The organism is Bradyrhizobium sp. USDA 3240 (assembly GCF_054063295.1).
Genome location: NZ_JBSSGD010000002.1, coordinates 1,692,657 through 1,713,517 on the forward strand (window position 1 = coordinate 1,692,657; position 20,861 = coordinate 1,713,517).

The 20,861-nt window shown below is 59.4% G+C and carries 19 protein-coding genes and 1 pseudogene; 5 read left to right on the plus strand and 15 right to left on the minus strand.

What is annotated here, in order from left to right; all coding sequences use genetic code 11:
- Positions 1-1,230 precede the first annotated feature (1,230 nt).
- From ACVIGA_RS08880 to ACVIGA_RS08890, 3 genes are all read left to right on the plus strand, one after another.
- Positions 1,231-1,728 carry a hypothetical protein gene (locus ACVIGA_RS08880; RefSeq protein ID WP_456666091.1) on the plus strand — a complete coding sequence of 166 codons (498 nt, stop codon included), beginning with the start codon at positions 1,231-1,233 and terminating at the stop codon, positions 1,726-1,728.
- Positions 1,729-1,828: 100 nt separating this feature from the next.
- Positions 1,829-2,116, plus strand: coding sequence for a DUF5658 family protein (locus tag ACVIGA_RS08885; protein ID WP_456666092.1), 288 nt, complete (start codon positions 1,829-1,831; stop codon positions 2,114-2,116).
- A 180-nt stretch (positions 2,117-2,296) separates the two neighbouring features.
- A complete protein-coding gene (locus ACVIGA_RS08890) occupies positions 2,297-2,497 on the plus strand; it encodes a hypothetical protein (protein ID WP_456666093.1) in 201 nt (66 codons plus the stop codon).
- A 717-nt stretch (positions 2,498-3,214) separates the two neighbouring features.
- Here the strand turns inward: ACVIGA_RS08890 and tnpC are convergent.
- From tnpC to ACVIGA_RS08935, 9 genes are all read right to left on the minus strand, one after another.
- Entirely contained in the window at positions 3,215-4,687 is a 1,473-nt protein-coding gene (tnpC, locus tag ACVIGA_RS08895) for an IS66 family transposase (RefSeq protein WP_224925014.1), read from the minus strand.
- Between the two features lie 110 nt (positions 4,688-4,797).
- On the minus strand, positions 4,798-5,154 hold the full coding sequence (gene tnpB, locus ACVIGA_RS08900) for an IS66 family insertion sequence element accessory protein TnpB (RefSeq protein WP_224925012.1): 357 nt from the start codon (positions 5,152-5,154) through the stop codon (positions 4,798-4,800).
- A complete protein-coding gene (gene tnpA, locus ACVIGA_RS08905; protein ID WP_224925010.1) occupies positions 5,151-5,588 on the minus strand; it encodes an IS66-like element accessory protein TnpA in 438 nt (145 codons plus the stop codon). The genes tnpB and tnpA overlap by 4 nt, the downstream gene beginning before the upstream one ends.
- A 777-nt stretch (positions 5,589-6,365) precedes the next feature.
- A complete protein-coding gene (locus ACVIGA_RS08910; protein WP_456666094.1) occupies positions 6,366-6,731 on the minus strand; it encodes a GrlR family regulatory protein in 366 nt (121 codons plus the stop codon).
- A gap of 75 nt (positions 6,732-6,806) precedes the next feature.
- Positions 6,807-7,376, minus strand: a complete 570-nt coding sequence (locus ACVIGA_RS08915; protein WP_223968851.1) for a peptidase S14 — start codon at positions 7,374-7,376, stop codon at positions 6,807-6,809.
- 1,031 nt (positions 7,377-8,407) lie between these two features.
- Positions 8,408-8,578 (minus strand): hypothetical protein, encoded by a 171-nt coding sequence (locus ACVIGA_RS08920; protein WP_223969790.1) that lies wholly within the window; start codon positions 8,576-8,578, stop codon positions 8,408-8,410.
- Positions 8,579-8,671: 93 nt separating this feature from the next.
- Complete coding sequence (locus ACVIGA_RS08925) at positions 8,672-8,956, minus strand: PilZ domain-containing protein (RefSeq protein ID WP_456666095.1); 285 nt, start codon at positions 8,954-8,956, stop codon at positions 8,672-8,674.
- Between the two features lie 91 nt (positions 8,957-9,047).
- The gene (locus tag ACVIGA_RS08930) at positions 9,048-9,437 is read right to left on the minus strand and encodes a hypothetical protein (protein ID WP_456670769.1); all 390 of its coding nucleotides are present in this window, start codon (positions 9,435-9,437) and stop codon (positions 9,048-9,050) included.
- A 1,951-nt stretch (positions 9,438-11,388) separates the two neighbouring features.
- Positions 11,389-11,601 carry a hypothetical protein gene (locus tag ACVIGA_RS08935; protein ID WP_456666096.1) on the minus strand — a complete coding sequence of 71 codons (213 nt, stop codon included), beginning with the start codon at positions 11,599-11,601 and terminating at the stop codon, positions 11,389-11,391.
- A gap of 192 nt (positions 11,602-11,793) precedes the next feature.
- Between ACVIGA_RS08935 and dinB the strand changes: the two genes are divergently transcribed.
- On the plus strand, positions 11,794-12,897 hold the full coding sequence (dinB, locus tag ACVIGA_RS08940) for a DNA polymerase IV (RefSeq protein ID WP_456666097.1): 1,104 nt from the start codon (positions 11,794-11,796) through the stop codon (positions 12,895-12,897).
- 114 nt (positions 12,898-13,011) lie between these two features.
- On the opposite strand, the gene ACVIGA_RS08945 is transcribed toward dinB, so the two are convergent.
- The 3 genes and pseudogenes from ACVIGA_RS08945 to ACVIGA_RS08955 form a co-directional block, all read right to left on the minus strand.
- Positions 13,012-13,521, minus strand: a complete 510-nt coding sequence (locus ACVIGA_RS08945) for a metallophosphoesterase family protein (protein WP_456670770.1) — start codon at positions 13,519-13,521, stop codon at positions 13,012-13,014.
- Positions 13,522-13,539: 18 nt separating this feature from the next.
- A pseudogene (locus ACVIGA_RS08950) lies at positions 13,540-13,656 on the minus strand (ribonuclease Z); the annotation flags it as partial.
- A complete protein-coding gene (locus ACVIGA_RS08955; RefSeq protein ID WP_456666098.1) occupies positions 13,644-13,853 on the minus strand; it encodes a DUF1194 domain-containing protein in 210 nt (69 codons plus the stop codon). The pseudogene ACVIGA_RS08950 and the gene ACVIGA_RS08955, both read right to left, overlap by 13 nt.
- A gap of 555 nt (positions 13,854-14,408) precedes the next feature.
- On the opposite strand from ACVIGA_RS08955, the gene ACVIGA_RS08960 reads away from it, so the two are divergent.
- The gene (locus ACVIGA_RS08960) at positions 14,409-16,253 is read left to right on the plus strand and encodes a caspase family protein (RefSeq protein ID WP_456666099.1); all 1,845 of its coding nucleotides are present in this window, start codon (positions 14,409-14,411) and stop codon (positions 16,251-16,253) included.
- 209 nt (positions 16,254-16,462) lie between these two features.
- Here the strand turns inward: ACVIGA_RS08960 and ACVIGA_RS08965 are convergent, their stop codons facing one another.
- The 3 genes from ACVIGA_RS08965 to ACVIGA_RS08975 form a co-directional block, all read right to left on the minus strand.
- A complete protein-coding gene (locus ACVIGA_RS08965) occupies positions 16,463-17,107 on the minus strand; it encodes a DUF4384 domain-containing protein (protein ID WP_456666100.1) in 645 nt (214 codons plus the stop codon).
- Between the two features lie 20 nt (positions 17,108-17,127).
- A complete protein-coding gene (locus ACVIGA_RS08970) occupies positions 17,128-18,906 on the minus strand; it encodes a caspase family protein (protein WP_456666101.1) in 1,779 nt (592 codons plus the stop codon).
- A gap of 140 nt (positions 18,907-19,046) precedes the next feature.
- Positions 19,047-20,768: a hypothetical protein gene (locus tag ACVIGA_RS08975; protein ID WP_456666102.1), complete on the minus strand. Its 1,722-nt coding sequence runs from the start codon at positions 20,766-20,768 to the stop codon at positions 19,047-19,049.
- Positions 20,769-20,861 lie beyond the last annotated feature (93 nt).

The following is a 20,861-nucleotide window of genomic DNA, read 5'->3' on the forward strand; positions in this document are numbered from 1 at the left end:
GTCGCCCGATAACCTCCGCGTGAACGAAACATCGTTCCTGACCGATCGAAGTGAGCGCGAAACAATCCGCGCTCACCATTCCGGTGCGTTGTTCCTTTGACCTGACAATTTTTGGGGTAAAGCATTGAAGCGAGAGACAGGTATTCAATTTCAGGATCTCGATCAGGTTTTACGAAACGCACAACTTCGACGGTCCGCTGATCTGGTTCGCTGGATTCGACAATACTCCCGTGAACGACGGCTTGCCCGCCAACAGCAGGAGACGGAGCGCCGCCCGAATGCGAAATCAATTTCCAAGGAGCACGAAGCCGGCCTGAAACAATCCCGTCCTAACCTGCCCTTGTTGAACCATTGTGGATTTGGTCATGTGGGTTTTTATCAACGTCCTCTATCGCAGCTTTTGCCTCGCACGCCTTCATGAGATGCGCCGATTGGCGCATTGAAGAAGACCGCGGAAGATGGAAGGCGAAAAACTCGAGACGAAGACTGTGTTCGCCGCGCGAGCGATCGGCATTGCATATGGGTGGCTTTAGGACCGCCATCGCCAAGCACCAATTCGTCTGTGGGCAGCGTTGCGTCCTGAATCTCCGTGGCGGCTATATCAGCCCGGCCCGAAAATCATATAGAGCAGCATCGTGCCCACAACGGCTGTCCAGCCGATCGAAGTGGCTAGCGCCCACACCTGTATCGGCATTGGAGTGTTCCTCCTGCAATGAAAATCAAAAATGAAGAGGCCGCTGGCCGCCGACAGCGGCCTCTTGGACCCGATCTCAAATGAACGTCTTGGAAATAGAAATTGCCGCCGAAGGTCCGACGTTCTTAAACGACGAATTTCCAGCCCCGTGAAGTCCGAACAGGTATATCCACAAAAGGAACTGTCGTGACGTTGCGGGGCCGACACAGTTCTGTGACCTTGGAGCTAGCGCGTCGGGCTGCTTCCTCCGCAAGAAGTCGGTCAAGGTGCCGGCAACCCCAACCCGACTGGCTGGCGGCCGTGGTGCTTCTATTCACGGTATAACGGAGTTCGCCAAACCGATGCCGGGTGCCTATATTTCTGACCATGCCCGTCACCCAAAACTCGCTCGAGATCCCGCCAGACCTCGCCCGCCAGTTTGCCGCGGATGGGCCTTCCATGCCGAGCGCGCCCCTCTCAAGCGTGACGAGATCGCGGCCGATAGCCGGCACTCCTCCTGCAACACATGCCAAAGGGCACGAAGCTCCGACTCGCCGATGTCCTCAAGCTATTTGAATGCGATGATTAAGCCAGCACGCCATCCTCTTACTGTGGCAATCGCAGTTTGGCTCGTGCCTTACGTGCTCGCCGCGAACGCGAACGCACAAAGCTGCCTCACCGGCCCCATCAAAACGAAGGACGGCTCGTTGCAAACGTGGACTGTCGATAATCGCTGCGGCTCACCCGTAACGATGCGCTATTTTGTGAAGGGCTCTCTCGACAGCGTTGCAAGAATCGCGGTCGTCCCGGCCTGCAGTAAGCAACGAATCGTTCAAACCTTCGAGACAGATCAGATCGAGTTCCTGGACACGGCATACAATCCCGGCTGGGAGAAGGTCTGCCCACCACTGGACAAGGAAAGTCGTTCCCAAAAACGACCGGACAAATCGACCAACGATGCAGATCAAATCCATTTTCCACCCATAAGCCCCGCACCCTTGGCCGGTCCAAAGCCAGTAGGCCCTGCGGGAGATAAGCCTGGTCCGAGAGGATGACGCGAGTATCTCCGTCTGTTGAGAATTGGCCGCTGCGTCCAAGGGAACTTACCATTCTGCCGATAGCGGCAGCCTGCGTTGGCCCGGTTGAGAGCATGAAATGAATTGGGTTAAAGCGTTGCTGTTGCTCTCCGTGCTTTTGCTCGGATGCGCCGATTTCGCGACTACTAACAAGATTCTGGAACTCGGCTTCAGCGAGGCCAATCCGTTTATGCAGATGGCCCAGACCTGGTTAGGTGTCTGGTGGTTAGTCCCAAAATTGAGCTTTACGCTCCTCCTCATGGCGTTGCTTTGGCGCAGCAAGAACGTTTTCAACATTGCTCTGGTAGTAGCGTTTTGCGCGCCCCCCGTAATCAACAACCTCCTCATCATCGCAGGCACGAACTGATTTCCGCTGAGGGGACGTGGCGCACCCACGAGCCTTTCATCAGGCCGGCGTCAACTCTCCGATGCTCGGCATGAATTGTGCTGTTGTTTGGCTGCCGGGAATTTCAATGTCCCGGTTTGGGAATAAACGGTCACTCGGTGTGTGTTTTTGAGACCGGGGCCGCCATTTTGGGAGGTATCGTTGCATTACACAGCGCTTCAACAAAACAGGTTCCTCGTGCGGAGAGGAAGCAGTGACGACTGGATGGTTTATGATCGAGAGCTGAGGGGGCCAGCGCAGCCAACAAAAAATGGCCCGTTCGCCGAGAGGCTGACCAAGGAACAGGCCGAACAACTAAAGCAGATGCTGACCGACAGTCTGCGCGGAGCCGAGGCGATATAGTCATATTGGATACTGGTCCGTAGCAAAAACAGAAACGGACCCCGAACAGACGACAGTTTTGTAACTACTAAGGCTTATGAACAGAATTGGGCATGGCGAACGCGGCGCGGCTAGAAAGCGGCGACGCGATGGAGGAACTAAGGTCCGTCTGAAAATTCGACTTTGACTGCTGGACCTTAACGCGCGTGCCCTTCCGCGCTTACCAGGAACGATCGAGCAACACCTCGAAATGCCGGCGCGAGTGCAAAGGGGGTCAAGCACCTATCCCGCACATCCGCGTCCAGCCCGATGATCGCGTCCTGAAAACGGCTTTTTCCGATCGCGACATCCAGTTGATCGGGGTCAAGCTCGAGGCGATGCGTCAATTCTCTAAAGGTTTCCGCACTACCGTAAGCGCTGTTCCGAACACACAGCTTCGAGACGTTAGCTGATCTCTACGTTTTTCGTTTGTGGAGGGCTGCCAGCCGTTCCGCCTCAGCTAGTGCTGCTGCCTTGGTTTTAAATGGACCAACGTCGTGTTCTTGCGTGTCGGGTAGCCAAGCAGGCAAGAACCACCAACCACCCGGGCGGTAACTCGTGCTGTTCCTAATCGACCCGATATGATCGGCTGTAAACCAACCGGGATCGACCCCGTCCTGTTGCCACAAGATGTTCTTGTCGCTCACCGGCGCGCCTCAAGAATGTTGGTTCGTCGATTTTCTTCGCTTAGGCCGGATTCTAGCCGCTTCCGTAGTTCCATGGCAACAAACTGTCGAGCTGGCGGTTCGGGTGACCATTGACGATTCTGGTGAGGACATCGGTGATATAGGTCAGCGGGTCAATGCGATTCAGCTTACAGGTTTCGATCAACGAGGCGATGACGGCCCAGTGCTGAGCACCGCCGTCGGAGCCTGCGAACAGCGCATTTTTCCGGTTCAGCGTGATCGGGCGGATCGAGCGCTCGACGATGTTGTTGTCGAGCTCGATACGGCCATCATTGATGAAGCGCGTCAGGCCCTCCCAGCGTGAGAGCGCATAGCGGATGGCGTCGGCCAACTTGCCCTTTTGGCTGATCAACGCGAGCTTTGCGCGGAGCCACCGCTCGAAGGATTCCGCCAGCGGGCGGCCTTTCTGCCGCCGAACGAGACAGCGTTCCTCGGCGCTGCGGCCACGGATGTCCTTCTCGATGGCATAAAACTCGGCGATATGCTGAAGCGCCTCGCTCGCAATGGGCGCGGGGCCAGGAGCGGCAAGTTCGTAGAAGTTACGCCGCATATGCGACCAGCAGAATGCAAGCTGAACGTCGCCACGTTCGGCCAGCTTGCCATAGCCGGCATAGCCATCGACCTGCAGGATCCCACTGAAGCCTGCCAGATGGGCGATCGGTCGGTCGGCCTTGCGGTCGGGGGCATAGACATAGGCGACGCCCGGCGGATCGGCACCGCCCCATGGCCGGTCGTCCGCCGCATAGGCCCAGAGCTGACCGGTCTTGGTGCGCCCCCGGCCGGGATCGAGCACCGGCATCGTCGTCTCGTCAGCGAACAGCTTTGCCCGTTGCTTAAGTTTGCCAAGGAGGCGCTCATGCAACGGACGCAAATGGAAGGCTGCCTGCCCGACCCAGTCCGCCAGCGTCGAACGGTCGAGCTCAATGCCTTGGCGGGCGTAAATCTGTGCCTGCCGATAGAGCGGCAGGTGATCGGCATATTTGGACACCAGCACCTGGGCGACGGTGGCCTCGGTCGGCAATCCGCTCTCGATCAGCCGCGCTGGGGCCGGCGCCTGCATGATGCCGTCCTCGCAAGTCCGGCAGGCGTATTTGGGTCGCCGGGTTACAAGGATCCGGAACTGCGCCGGGACCAGGTCCAGCCGCTCAGTTCTATCTTCGCCGATCCGATGTAACTCACCCTGGCAGCAGGGACAGGTCCTATCCTCGATGTCGACGACGACCTCAATCCGGGGCAGGTGCGCCGGCAAGGCACCACGGTTGCCGCGGCGCTTACGAACCCGCACCTCACGGCCTTCAGGTGCGCTGACGTCCTGCGCCGTCTTGCCGTACGCGGCCACCTGCTCGACGTCTTCCAGGCCCAGCAGCATCTGATCTTCAGGCAGCGTCTCGGCTCGCGGGCCAAACCGATGCCGCTGCAATTCCTTGATGATCTGGCGCAGCCGTTCGCTCTCGCACCGCTCGGCAAGCAGCATCGCTTTCAGCATCTCGGGATCGTCAGGCAGGGCGTCGCTCACACCCAATTCAGAGCATATTCATCGCCATCTGGCGACGCGTCCGACGCTCCTGATTCACTTCGCCGCAGCGCTGCCAGCAACTATCCCGCTTGCGTTGGCGCCGACGTCTCCCGTGCCTCATGCACAAGCCGCCAGTCGAGCCCTTCCAGCAGCGCCGACAACTGCGCCGCCGACAGACGCATCACGCCGTCCTCGATCTTCGGCCAGCGGAAGATCCCTTCCTCGAGCCTCTTAGCGAACAGACACAGACCCGTTCCGTCCCAGAACACCAGCTTGATGCGATCCGCTCGCTTGGCCCGGAACACATAGACCGCACCCGAGAAGGGGTCAGCCCGCATGCTCTCACGCACCAGGGTCGCAAGCCCTTCCATCCCCTTGCGGAAGTCTACCGGTTTGGTCGCCACCATCACCCGGACAGCACCCGATGGGCCGATCACCGGTTTGCCTTCAGCGACTGCACGATCGACGCAATCATAGTCGCGTCCGCGCCACGACCGGCTCGGATCGTTATGCCGTCAACTTCGATCTCGATGATCCCGGAATCCGCCTTGGGCTTACAGCGCACCACCTTGCGCTCTCGGCTAAAGTCAGGTGTCGGCACCACGGCATCCACCACCGCCGGCACAAACTGTACTTCTTCTGTCCCGGATTGACCGCCCACGGCTTCTCTCAACTGGCGTCGCCAGCCAAACAATTGCTGCGGCGACAATCCATGCCGTCGCGCTACCGAGCAGACCGAGTCGCCACTCGTCACGATCTCTGCAACAATCCGTGCCTTGTCCTCGTCGCTCCACTTCCGCCGACGACCGGCTCCGGTGAAGACCTCCAGCCGCCGCGCCGGCTCGGTGATAGCATTATGCACTGTGTCCATTCTAAGCCTAACGGTCCAAACCGACCGCAGACTCGCAGATCACCCCCTCATCTGGTAGGTGGCCCCTGAACAGCGCTTACGCACTACCGAGGGCAACACGCTTTCATCCGCAGTCAACGCGTGTGGCGTCGATCATCCGAGCAATAGAGCGCCCCCGCCGACGACGAAGAACACTATCGCCAAGCCTATGAGGCTGTACTCAACGCCATCCACCTCGATCGACCTTTCGAACGAGTGACCCGGTGGGCCCCAGCCCAGGGGGTGAGCTGGGGCTACCGGGGCTAGGAAGCTGTGGCGGCACAGCCTCTGCGCACAACGTTACGGCTTTCCCGAACTTCATCCACAAGGAACCGCAATTGCTGCGGCGCGCTACTACTATTGCCCCACGCACACGGTCACATACTTCTCATACAGCGCACCGGCGCGGGTTACGGCGCTGCCGTTTAGCTCATTTTGATCAAGCCCATTGGCACAATTCGCATAACGCAAACAGAACTGCTGGAGCCTGTTACTGGTCGCTCCGCTAGCGCACCCGGGATAGCCTCGCTCAGCCGGTGAGAAATGCCTTGGCCGCCAGAAGGCGGAGAAGAGCGTGGAGGATCTGTTCGACAGCCGAAGGACCCGAAAGCAACGCCGGTAATCCCTGCCACCAGGGAGGAGCGTGACGTTTGGGTGCGCGCCCCTTGGGATGAAGCGAACGCCTTGCAGCGGCCGCTGTCGAATGACGCCGTCCAAATCCTCGCCCGCGGCGACACGAAGGAAGACGTCTCTGTATCGTCATGACGCAACTGGGCCGAGCGCAGCTTTGAGATCGAGCATTGCACGAAATGGTACGCTCGCCTTTCCTACAAGCGCCGTTCCGTCGACTGTGGCCGAATTATCACCGTAGGTTCCTGTAAAGCCGCAGGTGACTTCGCGGCCACCGAACAGAAAATTGACACCGATCGCATCGGTGTGCTGGACCGTTGTCAGTTCGCCGCGCCATTTGCCGTTTTTGAACGTGTATGTCCCGGAGTAATAGAAATTGCTATCGCCGCCCATGATGCGGCCGTCGAGTAGAACTATGACGCCGCTAGCATGCGCGTTGGATCCGTCCTGCATGATGATTTGGATCGAATACAAGCCATTCCTGACATCCGACATCCGGCGCCCTCCCCGCGACCAAAATAACGTCGTCTGACTACAGGGGCGATGACTTCTATCGTCGCATCGAGCGGATTACAGAACCGTCTCGATCAAACCCAACGTCATCGCCTCCTGCGCCTCCAAATACCAGTTTGACGGCGCCTTCTGCATGACCTCGTCGATCGTCACGTTCGATCCCAGGATGAGATTCTGAAAGCCCTCGTTCTGCATAGCGATCGAGCATTCGATTTCGTTGAGCGTTGCCCTTACAACTGCGATGCACGTCGTTAAAGGGCCATCGATCACCAAGCTCTTCGAAAGCTTGCGTTCGTGAATCATCAGACGCGTGCCGCGCGCAAGGTATCGGTTCGGCCGCGCGAAGAAGCTCATGAATGTAACGCCAGCCGAATAAATCATAGCCTTACCAAGGAAGACAAAGCGCCGTTGCGGCTCAGTCTCGCTCGCGAACCGCACGTCCTCCCCCATCATTCGGGCGACCTCCGGATCCCCACCTAAGGTCGACAGTTCGATGACAACAAGGTCTTTATCGGCCGCGTTGTCGAACTGCGTTCGAAAAGCGGTGTACATGTTATAGTCGACGACGCCAGAAAGGCTGATCGCCGGCGACTTAAAGGCGGTGGTCGGAAGGGTTGCGAGTTCCATCTAACAACCCCATCACGGCTTTGGTCTCTGACCACATGCAGGTGCCGTGCCGGACGGGATTAGCCTTCAGGGTCGCCATACAGCGCCCGATCGCGCCAGGCGACTGATTGCAACATTCGACAGGCGATCTGCGATGGATCGCCACAACTATCCGTCAAAAACTCCGCTGACGTCCGGCTTTTCAATCCCTGCGTCGATATCATCCGATCGGTTGCATTCGCAGCGCATTGCGGCGCCGCACTGGCAGCCGTTGGGTCACCCGTCCACGCGAGATGCGGATGGTCCTCGCACACCAGCCAAGGCCGTGCGCGCCGCCACTGCTTCGTCAATCCGTCTGTTCATTGGACCTCTCCTGCCTCTTAAACCGAGAGGAACTTCAGGCGTTCCTTCGGTTATGCGCCCCACCATGAGACCTTCGGAGAAAGACTGCCGCGACAGGCTCCGTACCAGGCAGACAATGCATGATTGGAACGAATATCCGTGAAGAAAGTCGATCTTCTGCACTTTATCGAAAGAGCAAACGATGACAAACGAGCCGGTGCAAGACACTGGTGGCCCAAGCACGATCAATAAGGCCACAGAGGCCGTTCAGGCCGTGACGAATACCGTCAGGGATACCACTCGGACCTTAGCCAACGCGATCGAAAGCGGGCGGCAGCCGGGTCGACCGCTCGACCGACTGGCGCATTGGGCGCGCGAGGCTCCTTTGCAAGCGCTTAGCGTCGCATTCCTCTTCGGCGTCCTGTTCGGCCGCCGGCGCGGCTGAGGGCAAAGTAGGAAATTATGACGAAGGCTAGTCACTGAAGACACCCCCTGCGCAAACTCGAATTGCACGAGAAATGTTGCGGCTGTGGCCGGACCAACTGTAGCCCGGAATCTACTGGACTTGTATCGATCGCGGCACCATCTCAGAGATATGGTTGTGGGTTGGTACGAGGGCATGAAGGATGGCGGGGCGATACGTTGGTCGCCGCTATCTCAACTGCCGTTGACGATCTCTGAAACCCCACCGCAACGCGCTTGGCAGGCAGTCACGATCGCTGTATCGGCGACCCCGCCGCCGGAAGATCAGCGCGATCTCGTTCGATGCGTCGTTCGTAGTGGGCCGCCAGTTGCAACAGCCGCAGCTTGATGAGGGGATCGGCCTGTTCAGCTAGCGCACGAACAGTCCGCGCTCTTTCCTTGCAAAACTCGTCGTCCATGGCGTCCCGCCAAAATCACCGCGGGATACTGCCAGTCAAACTGTCGGGTTGACTGTGACGTAGGTTACATTGCTGTCGCGCTTTCCCCGCAATTCACCGCGTCGTGATAGTCGGCTCGGTAACGAATGCAACGCCAATCCATGCGCCTTTTCGCCAAACGACGTTGCACGCGTAGGTCTTGCTAGGCGGAACGACAAGCGTGAATTGGTCAGGAAGGGGCGACGGCGGATCATCCACTTTCAGCGCCGCGCCGTTCTCTGTGATGTTGCCAACAACACAAGACAGTGACAGATCACCAACCCTGATCAACGCATTGTCCAACGATGGATTACGCACAGACTTTCGTCTGTCAGGAAGACCTATCATCTCCGAGCCCATCAATAACTAATGCAAATTCGACCGATGCTGCGCGAGAAGGATTGCGTTTCTGCTAACGATCGTAGTGCTGGGCTAAAGCTGGCGATGCGGCTCACGCCGTCTGCCGATTTGATCGGCCTTTGCCGCGACGACGCCGCGTTCGTTGACGACGGTTTCGAGGAGGGTCAGACAGCTTCGGCGCATCTGTCGCCTCCGGCGCGGCGGCTTCGGTGGCTGGCAGATCGTCCACTGACCGAAGTGGCGACCTTCGAACTGCGACGGCGGTTTCGAGCGCGGCGAGGAATAGCCGCCCCTGCTCCGTGATCTCCCAACCCGCGTCATCGCGCACCACGAACTTGGCCAAGAAGATGTTCAGGTCCGGCGCATGCTCCGCCAACCGCTTCATGCGATCGGTCCAGTCCTTGCCGCTATTCATCAGGATCGCAACAGCCTGCCGCAGGTCGGCAACGGAGGCTCGCCCGGCGGACTGGCCGGCCAGCACTTTCAAGACGGTCAGTTGGAAGGACACTTCCACGTCTCCGGTCTGGCTGGCCGTGCAGTATGACGGAGATTCGTTAATCGCCAGTCAAGAAGCCGGTGCGCGAAAGCTTCGCGATGAAAGCCGATGATGACTGTCGTTACCCGGATTTGGGCGTGTACGCATAAATCGGGGACGACCGCTTCGAGAGGTACGCGGACAGGTGGTCCTGCCGCAGAAGCGACCACGCCTCTTTGCACCGCCGGCGTAGAGGTGGGACAGTTTTTGCCATCTACGAGACACATTTCCAAGAGAGCTTCGCGATGCGCGAGGCTGCACCAAATGTCCGCACCTCGTTCATTTGCACATTCCCGTCGCCGGTCGCCCCCCAGCATCTCGGACAGCTTTTCTTGTCGCCCGCATTGCTCACCCAGGGAGCATTTTTGGCGCGGCGTAATGCTCGCGTTGGAGAACCGATGTCCATGCTATCGACGAGCCAAACATACTCCTAGCAGGAATGCGAGAGCGAGTGATCGAAGCGGAGCCGCTCTCGTCGCTTCAGTCATATGGCGGAGCCACCGGTCCTGCTGCGGTAGAGGTTCGAACGCGGCGTCTTCAGCCATTCGACGGATCGCTTCCGAGGCCTGATCTATTCGTTGTTCAGGCGTAGCAGCATGTGCAATGGGGTTTCCATCTGTCATGTACGCTTCCTCGCGGCCGGTCAAAGCGCTGGCCATTGTCCGTCATCACACGCACCAACGGACATCTCGCAGGAGCACCAACGTGCCGTGAACGCTGACTGTTCCTGTCGTTCGGGGTTCGCTCCCGGATATTCGCCTCAGGCCGATTCCGAGCCCGCAGTTGGGGCCGTCCGTAACTTGGAAAAACGGACGGCCCCTGCCGGCCACTTCCAATTGCCCTGCCTCAAAACAGAAGCGATAGCCGACCAACCAGAAACGTAAATGAGGCTGCCCCAGTTTCGCGCCGCAACGCGGCCATTCGTTTTCATCTGACCCATTTGAGTTAAGGTCGCTTCCGTTCGCCCAAGACTTGGAAGCCAAGAGGCTTCAGATGCACCGACGTTGAGCCCGCGCCTCAACTCTCTCTGCCTGGCCAGTATTTCGCCTTGGTGGCGATCCAACGCTCCGCATCGGCCAGTCTTGACCGCCACAAACCAACGACCATCCCTCGCCTTTTCAGGCTGAAAATAAGGCGTCTTGACCGTCATGCCGATGGATATGCGACGCTGACCATCAACATTCCAGAGCGTTGCGGCTGCGCGTGAGCATAGTCCATTTGGAGCATGACCTTATTGCACGAACTGTATGACCCAAACGGACTATCAGGTCGCAAGCACAACGTGCATGAAATTGGCCAGCTCCGTACTCGCACGGATACAACAAAAATGCATTTCAGGCCCATCATCGCTCGGCGAATAGCGTTTGGGGGACTTCGCTATGCCAACGATGTCCAGGCAAGAGACAGAAGCGCTCGCATGCAAATGTGAGGTTTGCGGTCGCCACATGGCCTTGTTGGCTGAGCTACCGTCTGTTGGCAAGTATGAAGCCGTCCACGTATTTCGTTGCTATGGCTGCAATTCGGTGAGGTCAGAGCATGACGTTCGGCGCTGGTTCGAATTGCTACGCCGATTGCGGATTGCGGCGCCAGGGCGCAATCGAGTCGCCCTACTGCAACTCTGCCTCCGCTGACGCGACCGATCTCTTCGCCAGGTTGCGGTGGTGGTAACCATACCGCCGCACGTCGTCGCGAATGCTTCGGCTGACGGACCGCACGAGACGCTTCCGTTTGCGCCATCGCCCGGAGATCGCCAACGGGATAGATCCGCCTCGAGCAACAACCAGAAGCTCGTTGCTCCTGCTCAGATAAACGTCATACATGGAATCCCCGCCTTTGTGCGCAAGCCCGGTAGTTGCGAGCAACTTCGATTGAGAAGCAGCAGATCCTGATTGGCCGATTATGCCGGACGGCCTTCCAGAAGTCCCCGCAGTGCCTGGCGGGCGACACGCTCGAGAGCTCCAAGCGTCTTCTTCCCTTGCGCGACTGCGCGCAGCAGCTTCCGCGCAATGAACTTCCTGGCCTCGTGGCCACCGCCGTTCGGGAGGTTGCGGCAGGCGTTTTCCAGAGCAACGTCGAGGTTAGCGGTCGTGCGCTCGTCAAACTTCTTCATGAAAATGCCCAATACGAAAAACAAACATACCGGCAAAGCACCAGGCGCTCGCTGCCTGTGGTGACACCGCCAGGTTCGACAACAGGTCCGCTAGCATGAGCCCGACGACGATTGGCTAGCCAGTTGGGAACGGCAGTTTTCCCCGCTCTCCCCATCATTCCCGCGCGGGGCAGCTTGGGGTATTGTTCCCGAATGAGCTCGTCGGACTGGGCGCGGAACAGCGGCGAGGCCCGCCAGCGCAAGATCATGCATATCGATATGGACGCGTTCTACGCGTCGGTGGAGCAACGGGACAATCCCGACCTGCGCGGCAAGCCGTTGGCCGTAGGCGGCTCCGCGGAACGCGGCGTCGTGGCCGCAGCGAGCTATGAGGCCCGAAAGTTCGGGGTTCACTCGGCGATGCCGTCGATCACCGCGAAGCGTCAATGTCCGGACCTGATTTTCGTGAAGCCGCGGTTCGAGGTCTACAAGGTCGTCAGCCGGCAGATCCGGGATATTTTCGCCGAGCACACGGAAATCATCGAGCCGCTGTCGTTGGATGAGGCCTATCTCGACGTTACCGAGAACATTCAGAATATCCCACTCGCAACCGAGATCGCGACCGCGATCAGGGCCAGGATCCTTGCCGAAACCGGTCTCACAGCCTCCGCCGGAATCTCGTACAATAAATTCTTGGCGAAGCTCGCCTCCGACCAACGCAAACCCGACGGCCAGTTTGTCATCTCGCCCAAGGTCGGCCCTGCCTTCGTGGAGGAGCTTTCGGTCGGCAAATTCCACGGCATCGGCCCGGCGACGACAGCCAAGTTCAACGCGCTCGGCATCTTCTCAGGGCTCGACATCCGCAATCAAACACTCGAATTCTTGAACGCGAACTTCGGTAAGTCGGGCACCTATTATTACTGGATCTCGCGCGGCGTCGACGATCGCCCGGTGCAGGCGAACCGGGTCCGGAAGTCGATTGGCGCCGAGAACACATTCTCGGTCGATCTGACCGCGTTCGATGCCCTGGCGGCGGAGCTACAGCCGCTCATCGACAAGATCTGGCGGCACTGCGAAAGCACCGGCGTCCGGGGGCGCACAGTGACGCTCAAGGTCAAGTTCTTTGATTTCGAGATCATTACGCGCAGCCGATCCGTATCAGCCCCGGTATCGAGCCGCGCTGACCTCGAGCGTCTGGCCATCGGCCTGCTGCAGCACGAAATGCCCTTCCCGAAGCCCGTCCGCTTACTGGGCGTCTCGCTCTCCGCGCTCCATGACCAAGATCAGGTGGGACCCCAACTGGACCTGCCAATTTGACGCGATCGATGAATGCGGTCGATTTCCTCGTGGTCACGCTGAATGTCGAACCATCGCGGCGTGGGACAGGCCGAGCATCGGGCCTTCACCCTGGATATCCCTGCGCCGCACAGTTCAACGGGCCACGAGTTCGTGGATGACCGGTCGCAGATTGTCAGACGTAACATCGAGCGTCGCAAGCGTGATCGGCAACTTGAAGCGCCCTGGCCCGGCGCTGCCGGGATTGACGTAGAGCACATTGTTGACCGTATCGACTTTCGGCACATGAGAATGGCCGGAGATGATGATGTCTATGCCGCGCTCAACGGGGTTGATTGGCAGCGTCTTGAGATCGTGCAATACGAAGATCGTCCGGCCCGCAAGCTCTATGAGCTCGGTGTCAGGGTATCCGCCGGCCCAATCGCCGTTGTCGACGTTCCCCCTGATCGCAGTGACCGGCGCGATCCGACGCAGCGCCGTGATGATGCCGGCCTGACCAATGTCACCGCCATGGATGATGCGGTCGACGCCAGCCAGCGCACGCTCCGCTTCCGGCCGCAACAGGCCGTGCGTATCCGAGATGATGCCGACCCTGAACGCTCTGGTGGTCGCCGGGATCGCGGTTTTCGCAGCGGGGGAGTCGATGTTGTTCAAAGGGATCGCCTAGATGGTAATGGTTGTGAAATCCGTCGCAATACGGCTATTTGGAAAGGCCCGCGATGCCTCCGCCAGGATCTCTTCATCCGGATAGCGTCCCGAGATGTGTGTCAGGACGAGTTGCTTCCTTCGCGCTGGACGGCCAGTTCGTCCATGTCCATCGAGTAAGAAACGTCAACAGCAATAACAAGCTCGAGATCCACCGACACGGAAGTTCCGCCGCCATCGCTTTGTTGAGAGCCGAGATTTCGCGGTCCGGCCGCGCCCGCCGAAATAGCTCCGACGATGAGGATAGCTCCGATTGACATCGCCCAGCGCATCGCAACCTCCAGCACGGGCCAATGGTGACACGGATGGCGGAACCATTCAAATCCGCCGTAAGGAAACCCAATCTCCAAGAAATGTGCGTCGCGCTTGTCTATTCGATGCGCCGCGAATTGCGCGCTCAGCGTACGAGAGACGTCGGCCGTTCATGCCGGACGAGAGCGCATGTATGGATATGACGAGACCGACGTTGATCCGCTCCGGTCTATTGCTGTTGTGATGACATTTTGGGTTCGCTACCAAGGGGATGGAACTTCACTGGCGACCCCGATCAGACGCCAGCACAGCCCCACATGAAGAAACGACATAAACTATAATTATTTCAATATCTTATTTCGATATCACATCGGGCGAGCCGTCCGTGGCTTTACACTCTTCCGTGTGCGGTTGAACGTGCTTGCCTCCCTGAACGACCATACTAGGAATGGATTGAACCTAAGATTGGTACCTGTGCTGAGGTTGGCCTTCCGACGCCCGCGGAGCTTAACGCGGCCGCATTTCTCCGGGGCCAACTTCGATTGAACTGGTTCGGGCGATTCTGGACGGTGGCCATGAGCTTGTACACGCACTTCAGAGTTCTTGTTTTACTTGCCGCTTCGCTTCTTCTGGTTTCGCAGCCTGCGTGGGCAACGAAGCGGGTGGCTCTGGTAGTCGGAAATTCGAGCTATCAAAATGCGCCCTTACTTCCGAATCCTGCCAATGATGCCACCGCTATCGCCGCGACCCTAAAGAACGCCGGGTTCGATTTGGTGGAGTCTCGTATCGACCTGACCTCGAGCGACATGCGGCGGGCACTGAGGGATTTCGCCGATCAAGCTCGCGATGCAGATATCGCCATCGTCTATTATGCAGGTCACGGAATCGAGATCGACGGGACGAATTATCTGATTCCGACGGATGCCAGACTTGAACGCGACACTGATATCTATGACGAGGCCTTCTCGCTCGATCGCGTCCTACTAGCAATCGAGCCCGCGAAACAGCTGCGCGTCGTGATCGTTGACGCTTGTCGCAACAATCCATTCGCCGACACCATGAAACGAACCGTCGCTTCGCGCGCGATCAGCCGCGGGCTCGCCCGGGTGGAACCCGCGGTATCCAATACGCTGATCGCATTTGCGGCCAAAGCCGGATTGACGGCACTCGATGGCAACAGCAAGAACAGTCCTTACGCGACGGCGCTAGTTAAATATATCGCAAAGCCTGGACTGGACTTGCGCAGGGCTTTCGGCTTCGTCCGGGATGATGTCTTGCAAGCTACAGGCAACCGACAGGAACCTTACGTTTACGGCTCACTTGGGGGCGACGACGTAGCGCTCGTACCAAAAGCAGAGGAGCAGGTGCCGCCGCCGATCAGCGCCTCGTCGGAAATTCGTCGCGACTACGAATTGGCTCTGCAACTCGGCAACAAGGCCGCTATGAGCGCGTTCCTCGCCCAGCATCCCGACGGCTATTACGCAAATCTTGCCAAGCTTCAGCTCAATCAGATCGACGCGGAGGACGCGCGCATTGCCGCGACCCAGAAATCGCAGGAAGCGGAGCAGCAGAAAGCTCGGCTTGCATCCCAAGGTGCCCAGCTGGCCGTGCAGGAAAAGGCAGCCGCAGATTTCAAAGCCGCAGAAGATGCCCGTATCGCGGCAGAAAGAACAAAGCTGGCAGCGCAGGAACAAGCTGCTGAGGCTGAACGGAATCGGACCGCATCCCAATCGTCGAAGGTTGCCATGCTTTCCGCTAATGGACCCGTCCCCGACGGTGCCAAGCCGGACAATCCTGCACCCGCTGTCCTATCCCCGAATAGCGAGGGCACGAAGGTTGCCGCCTTGAACACGGCGCCGCCGCAGGAGGATCTTGCCAAATCGGTCCAGAGCGAATTGAGCCGGGTTGGGTGTTTCACGGGCTCCATCGACGGTGAATGGAACGCCGCATCGCGTCGCTCCCTGAGCCTGTTCAACCGGCACGCCGGGACCAAATTTGACGTCAAGCTCGCAAGCCTCGATGCGCTCGATGCAATCAAGCTGAAACCGGCCCGGGTTTGCCCGTTGATCTGCGAGCACGGCTACAAGGCGGACGGCGATCAGTGCCGCAAGGTCACTTGTGCCGAAGGCTCGTTTCTGAACGACGATAACGAATGCGAGAAGCGCCGCGGGAAGAAGCCGCTGGCGAAGCGCAACATGGACGAGCGCCCTTCGCGCGCGGATCGTCCGGCACGCGATATCTCGGAGCCGCAAGCCGATTTCCCCAAGCGAAAGCAAGCGACTGCCAGGCCCGCTGGTGGCAGCGGCCAGATCGTGTGTGATGCTTATCTATGCCGCCCGGTCCGTCATGGGTGTCACCTCGATTACCGTGGCGGCGGAGGTCCTGGCGGCGGTACCGGTAATGTTGAGGTCTGCAACTAGGACAATGTGCACGGCGGCGCTCTCTCGAGACCCTGTACGGGCCGCCGTCTCCTCCGCAATTGATAATGCTGGCGGCAACAGAGCCAAACCGCAGGGCCCTGCACAGCAAGGAGCCGAACACCAGCTCGGCCACAAGAATATTCATCACATGATCGCGTGGGACGGTTTACTCAATCGCCCGAGTAAGCCGTATCGTCTCAACCGTTTAGCTACTTGATAGAGTATGATTTGATGTCGAACGACCAATTGTTCGCTACCAGTTTTCCGCTTCCGCTGTCCGGCACACGCAGCTGACTGGTCCAATCCGACAGATAGCTCAACGTATCGGCCGGCCCCTGAAGCTTGCGCTGAACATCTGGCAAATCAAGCAATTCCACGCGTCGCTCGCTCAGGATCGCAACGATCACAGCGGACCCGGCGGGCGGCGCGACGATATATTCAAATCCACGTTGCTGTGCCGCACGAGTCGGAACAATGAATTGGACACCAGGCCTCACAAGATTCATGTCGCGTTCGACCGACTGCGCCAATAGCTCGGCGGTCGGAAAGATCTGTGACATCCGGCCTTCTGCATCAACATCCACCAGCATCAGATAGCCAGGCCTTTTGGCGGTTACGCCGAACGACACCTTGCCGCCAATGTTAACGTTTGGACCCGGTAGGATTTCAAGCAACACGCTGGCAGCGTTTGCCGGGCCCCGGAGGGCCTGTACATGCCAGAGCAATGGAGTATCTCTCGCGGCAGATGGAAATATCGATGGCAGCGGCGCGGCGCCCGCTATGCCGCTTCCCGCCAGCGAGAGTACCAGCGCGAGCCATGATTGCTTCTGGAAAACCAGCTTCGCTGACGACATGACCTGCAGTCACAGTATTGTCAGGGAACGCTGAAAAAGCCGATAGACGCGATCCGCGCGTCCGCCGGCAGATAGCGCTCCAGACTCTTGATCATCTGCCCCGAGGCACGACGGCGGTTGAGCTGCATCAGGACCGTCTCCAGATCGACCATCCGCTGCTGCGAAGTCACAGCAACAATCTGCTCGGCACCGAACGGCTCGCCCACCCGGAGAGGCAGCCGCAGATTTGCCGATCGCGCCAGCGCGGCGTCAGAACCCACCGGATACAGCATTTGGATAGTTCCGTCACCGGACACGTTGAACAGCAGCACCGCTCGTGAACCGACGTCGGACAATTCGACCTCGACGGTCTGTCCGCTGCGCTGCTGACGATCATCCGGCCAAATGCGCATCACTTGCGGCGACTGCGTCGCCATGCGCTTAAGCTCCCGAATGGCTGCAGTTCGGTTGACTACCGTCGTCAAGCCGGCAACGTCAACACCATAGGCGACTACATCGCCCCACGCGATAACGTCATGCGATACGGGGTCCCAGATCAAGTCGGGATTATCGGTCGGTTGAACGGCCTGCACACTGGCATCCTGCGGCTTGACGCTGGCGAAATAGTTCATCTTGCCGTCAAGCGCCGCCAAACGGATCGGCGTGGTAAGGCAGAAGGGCGGCAGCGCGGCGCTCGGCGCGGCCGGACTGGCCGCGGCGACGCCGGTTGGAGCGGTTTGTGACGTGGCCGTAACGGCCGGCGGCGCGGAGGTTTGTTTGTCGACGGGCGTGACGGTAGCAGCCTGACCGGAGGCAGCTCTCGCGGCCGCCCCCTGGATCAGCACCACGCCGCGCGTCAATTCGAAGGCGACGTCGGTTTCCGGCCTCTGCGTCGGCGACGATACCGTCACGATGTTCTGGCGTTGGTCAGACAGTTGATAGACCACCTGCCGAACATTGCTGAAAAGCTCCTTCAGCGTCACTTTGCCATCATGATTGATGTCCGCATTGCCCTCCACTGCCCGCGCGACGGCATAACTCAGTGCGCCGCGCAGGCCATCGATCCCGGGGATCCGCACTTCCGGAGCCTTGGTGTTTCGATCGACGGCGGCAATGAATGCAGTGTGGTCGAGATCGAGTTCGGACTTCGGGTCGTCGCTGCTCGACACCGGCTTCAATTCATCAACCAGGAGCGTGTAGCGCGGCACCTGTCGAAAGCTCATCTCTGCCGCACGCGGATCGATGTCGCGCACCATTCCACCGCCGTGGCAGGTATCCGCAACGAAGATCACTTTCGCGCCACGCAATTCGAACTGCCGGATGAAATGGTTGAATTCGCTTCCCAGAATGCGCTCGGCTGATCCGGCCGGAGTGGTCGCGAATTCGGGCAGCAGGAACACGTTCTCCATTCCGTCCGGTTCGGAGCCCTTGACGCGCTCCGGCTCCTGCGTGCCGTGACCTGCGATAGACAGGAAGACGAGATCGTTGCTCTTTGTCCGCTCTACGAGTGAGCTGATCTCACGCAGCACGCTTGCCCGATCCGCTTGTGCATTGGTCAGTTCAACCACATCGCTGACGCCCATGGTCCTCAGGCTGGACACGATGTCATTGGCGTCGGCGACCGCGCCCTTTAATTTGCGTACATGCTGGTAGTCGTCGATGCCGATAACGAGCGCCCGAAGAGCCGCGCCGTCGGGATTGCTTATCGACAGTTCACCCGCCGCGTGTGCGCGCTGGAGTGGCAGGCCGATCAACGCTGCGAGCAGGATGGCTGCACACAGCCAACCGGTCCTTTGATCAAAGCCCCTGAGCCTTCGCATCGTGATCCACCTCGATATCAAGCAGGTCCGCCCTGGAACCGCATCGGCGTGGCAGAACGGCAGGATGCCGTCCGGACCTCCAGAAATCAGCACACAGGCGGTGATCCATGTTCATCTGTAGCCTTAGGGCGACCACAGGTTCAGCGCCGCTTGTTCGCCGTCTTGCGGCCCGTCGGCGCCTCAGTCTCCTGATAGGCGTTTGCGGAAACAGCGGTCTGATCATCTGCGAACGCGCGAAAACGGACCGGAACGTAACCGCGCGCGAGCAGGCTTGCGAGCGGATAGACGTTGCGGCAGACCCTGCCGTTGCAGCCACCCGTCGAGGATTCCATGACCTCCGCCTTGCGATCCGGCGTGAACCGCAGGAACAACATCACGTGGGAACCCGGCTTGTTCAGGGCGTCGCCAGGCTTGAGGTCCCAGGGGTTGGTCACGGGTGCGGCGATCGCGGGGATGGCGGCGGTCGTGTAGTGGACGGAAAGTCCCCATGTGGCGCTGACGAACGCCGAGCAGTCGACGCCCGCCACGTCCGGCCGCGGCTCGTTGCGGGTGCAGACATTGCCCGCAAGCGTCCCGCTTTCGATCCGCTGCCGGAAATTCGCGAGCGAACCATGGCAACCCCAGCAATAGGGCACGCCCCGCACTTCCTGATTTACCTTGCCCTGCAGATACCATGGCCGGCGAACCCGGCTGAAACCGGAGCACTGGCTGTCGGGATCGCTGCCGTAGTTCGCCGGGGTCAGCTTCCACTGAATGCCCTCAAAGGCGAAGGCCGTCTCGATCGCCTGCTGGCGATTGGACGGTCGCACGGCGACGGTTGCATTGAACTTGAAATCCGGCTGCGCCGCCGGCGCGGCCGCCGTGCGCGACGGCCTGACGTCAATGACGGACACTTTCACCAGCGGCCGGAAACCGACACCAACCACCTCGACACCTTCCGGCTTGGTGCGCAGAAAATAGACATCGCCGTCGCCCGAGATGGTGACGAACCGCCGGGTCACGGGCGTGTTCTCGAGTGGCAACTCGTAGATACCCTCAAGCCGTCCGTTCGCGGCATATCGCGCCACGAATGTGGAGGCATTCTTGCCCGATGGAGGAATGTCCTCGGCGAGCACGTAGAAGCGGTCACTGTTATCGATCTCAAGAAACTCCACGGTGCCGAGCTGGTTGCGGACACGCAGGCCAAGCTGACCTATGGTCTCGTTGGAGACCATGGTCTGGATTTCCACCCGAACGCTGTTATTCCCTTTGTCGGGAATGACATCGGCGATCACCGATCCCTTGCTGCGCGAGGCGATATACTGCCGGTCGGGCCGCCGCGTCGTCCTCACGATAGCCGCACGCGTATTCTGATCGAGCAGGTCGGTCGGGCTGCTCAACGCCTGCGAGCCCATCTGTGCGAAAGCCGAAATGGCGACCTGGTCGTCCGTTCCGCGAGATGAGACCTCCTCCAGCTGAATCACGTCCCCGCCCAGCCCGCGGGTGGACTGTCCTGGTGCGGCCTTCAGCATCCTCACGCCGCCGTCCCAAACCATGACGTCGTCATTGCGAACGACGAGGTCGGTGGGCTGGACATCCCTTGGCATCTTTAGGATGTCAGGAGCCGCGTTCGGCTGCTTAGGGTCGAACTGCAGAATGCGGCCGTTGATCTGATCAAGCACAAACAGGTTTCCCTGTCCGTCCGCGCTGAGCGCTTGCGGGCCTGCGAGTTCGACGTCTTGGCCGGCCGGGACGATCCCGACCATGGATGCAGCCGAACCGCCGGCAAAGCTTCGCACGACGGCATCGTCGGCCCTTGCCCCGCTAGCAACGCTGATCGCGCCGACGATAGAGAGCCAGATCCAGCTAGATCGACGAAGCATATCCGCCTCAATGTAACCGAACCGAATGCAGCGTCAGTCCGACTAATCCAAGACTGCGCGAGTGCAGCATCAATTAGTGGCGAGCAACCCCAA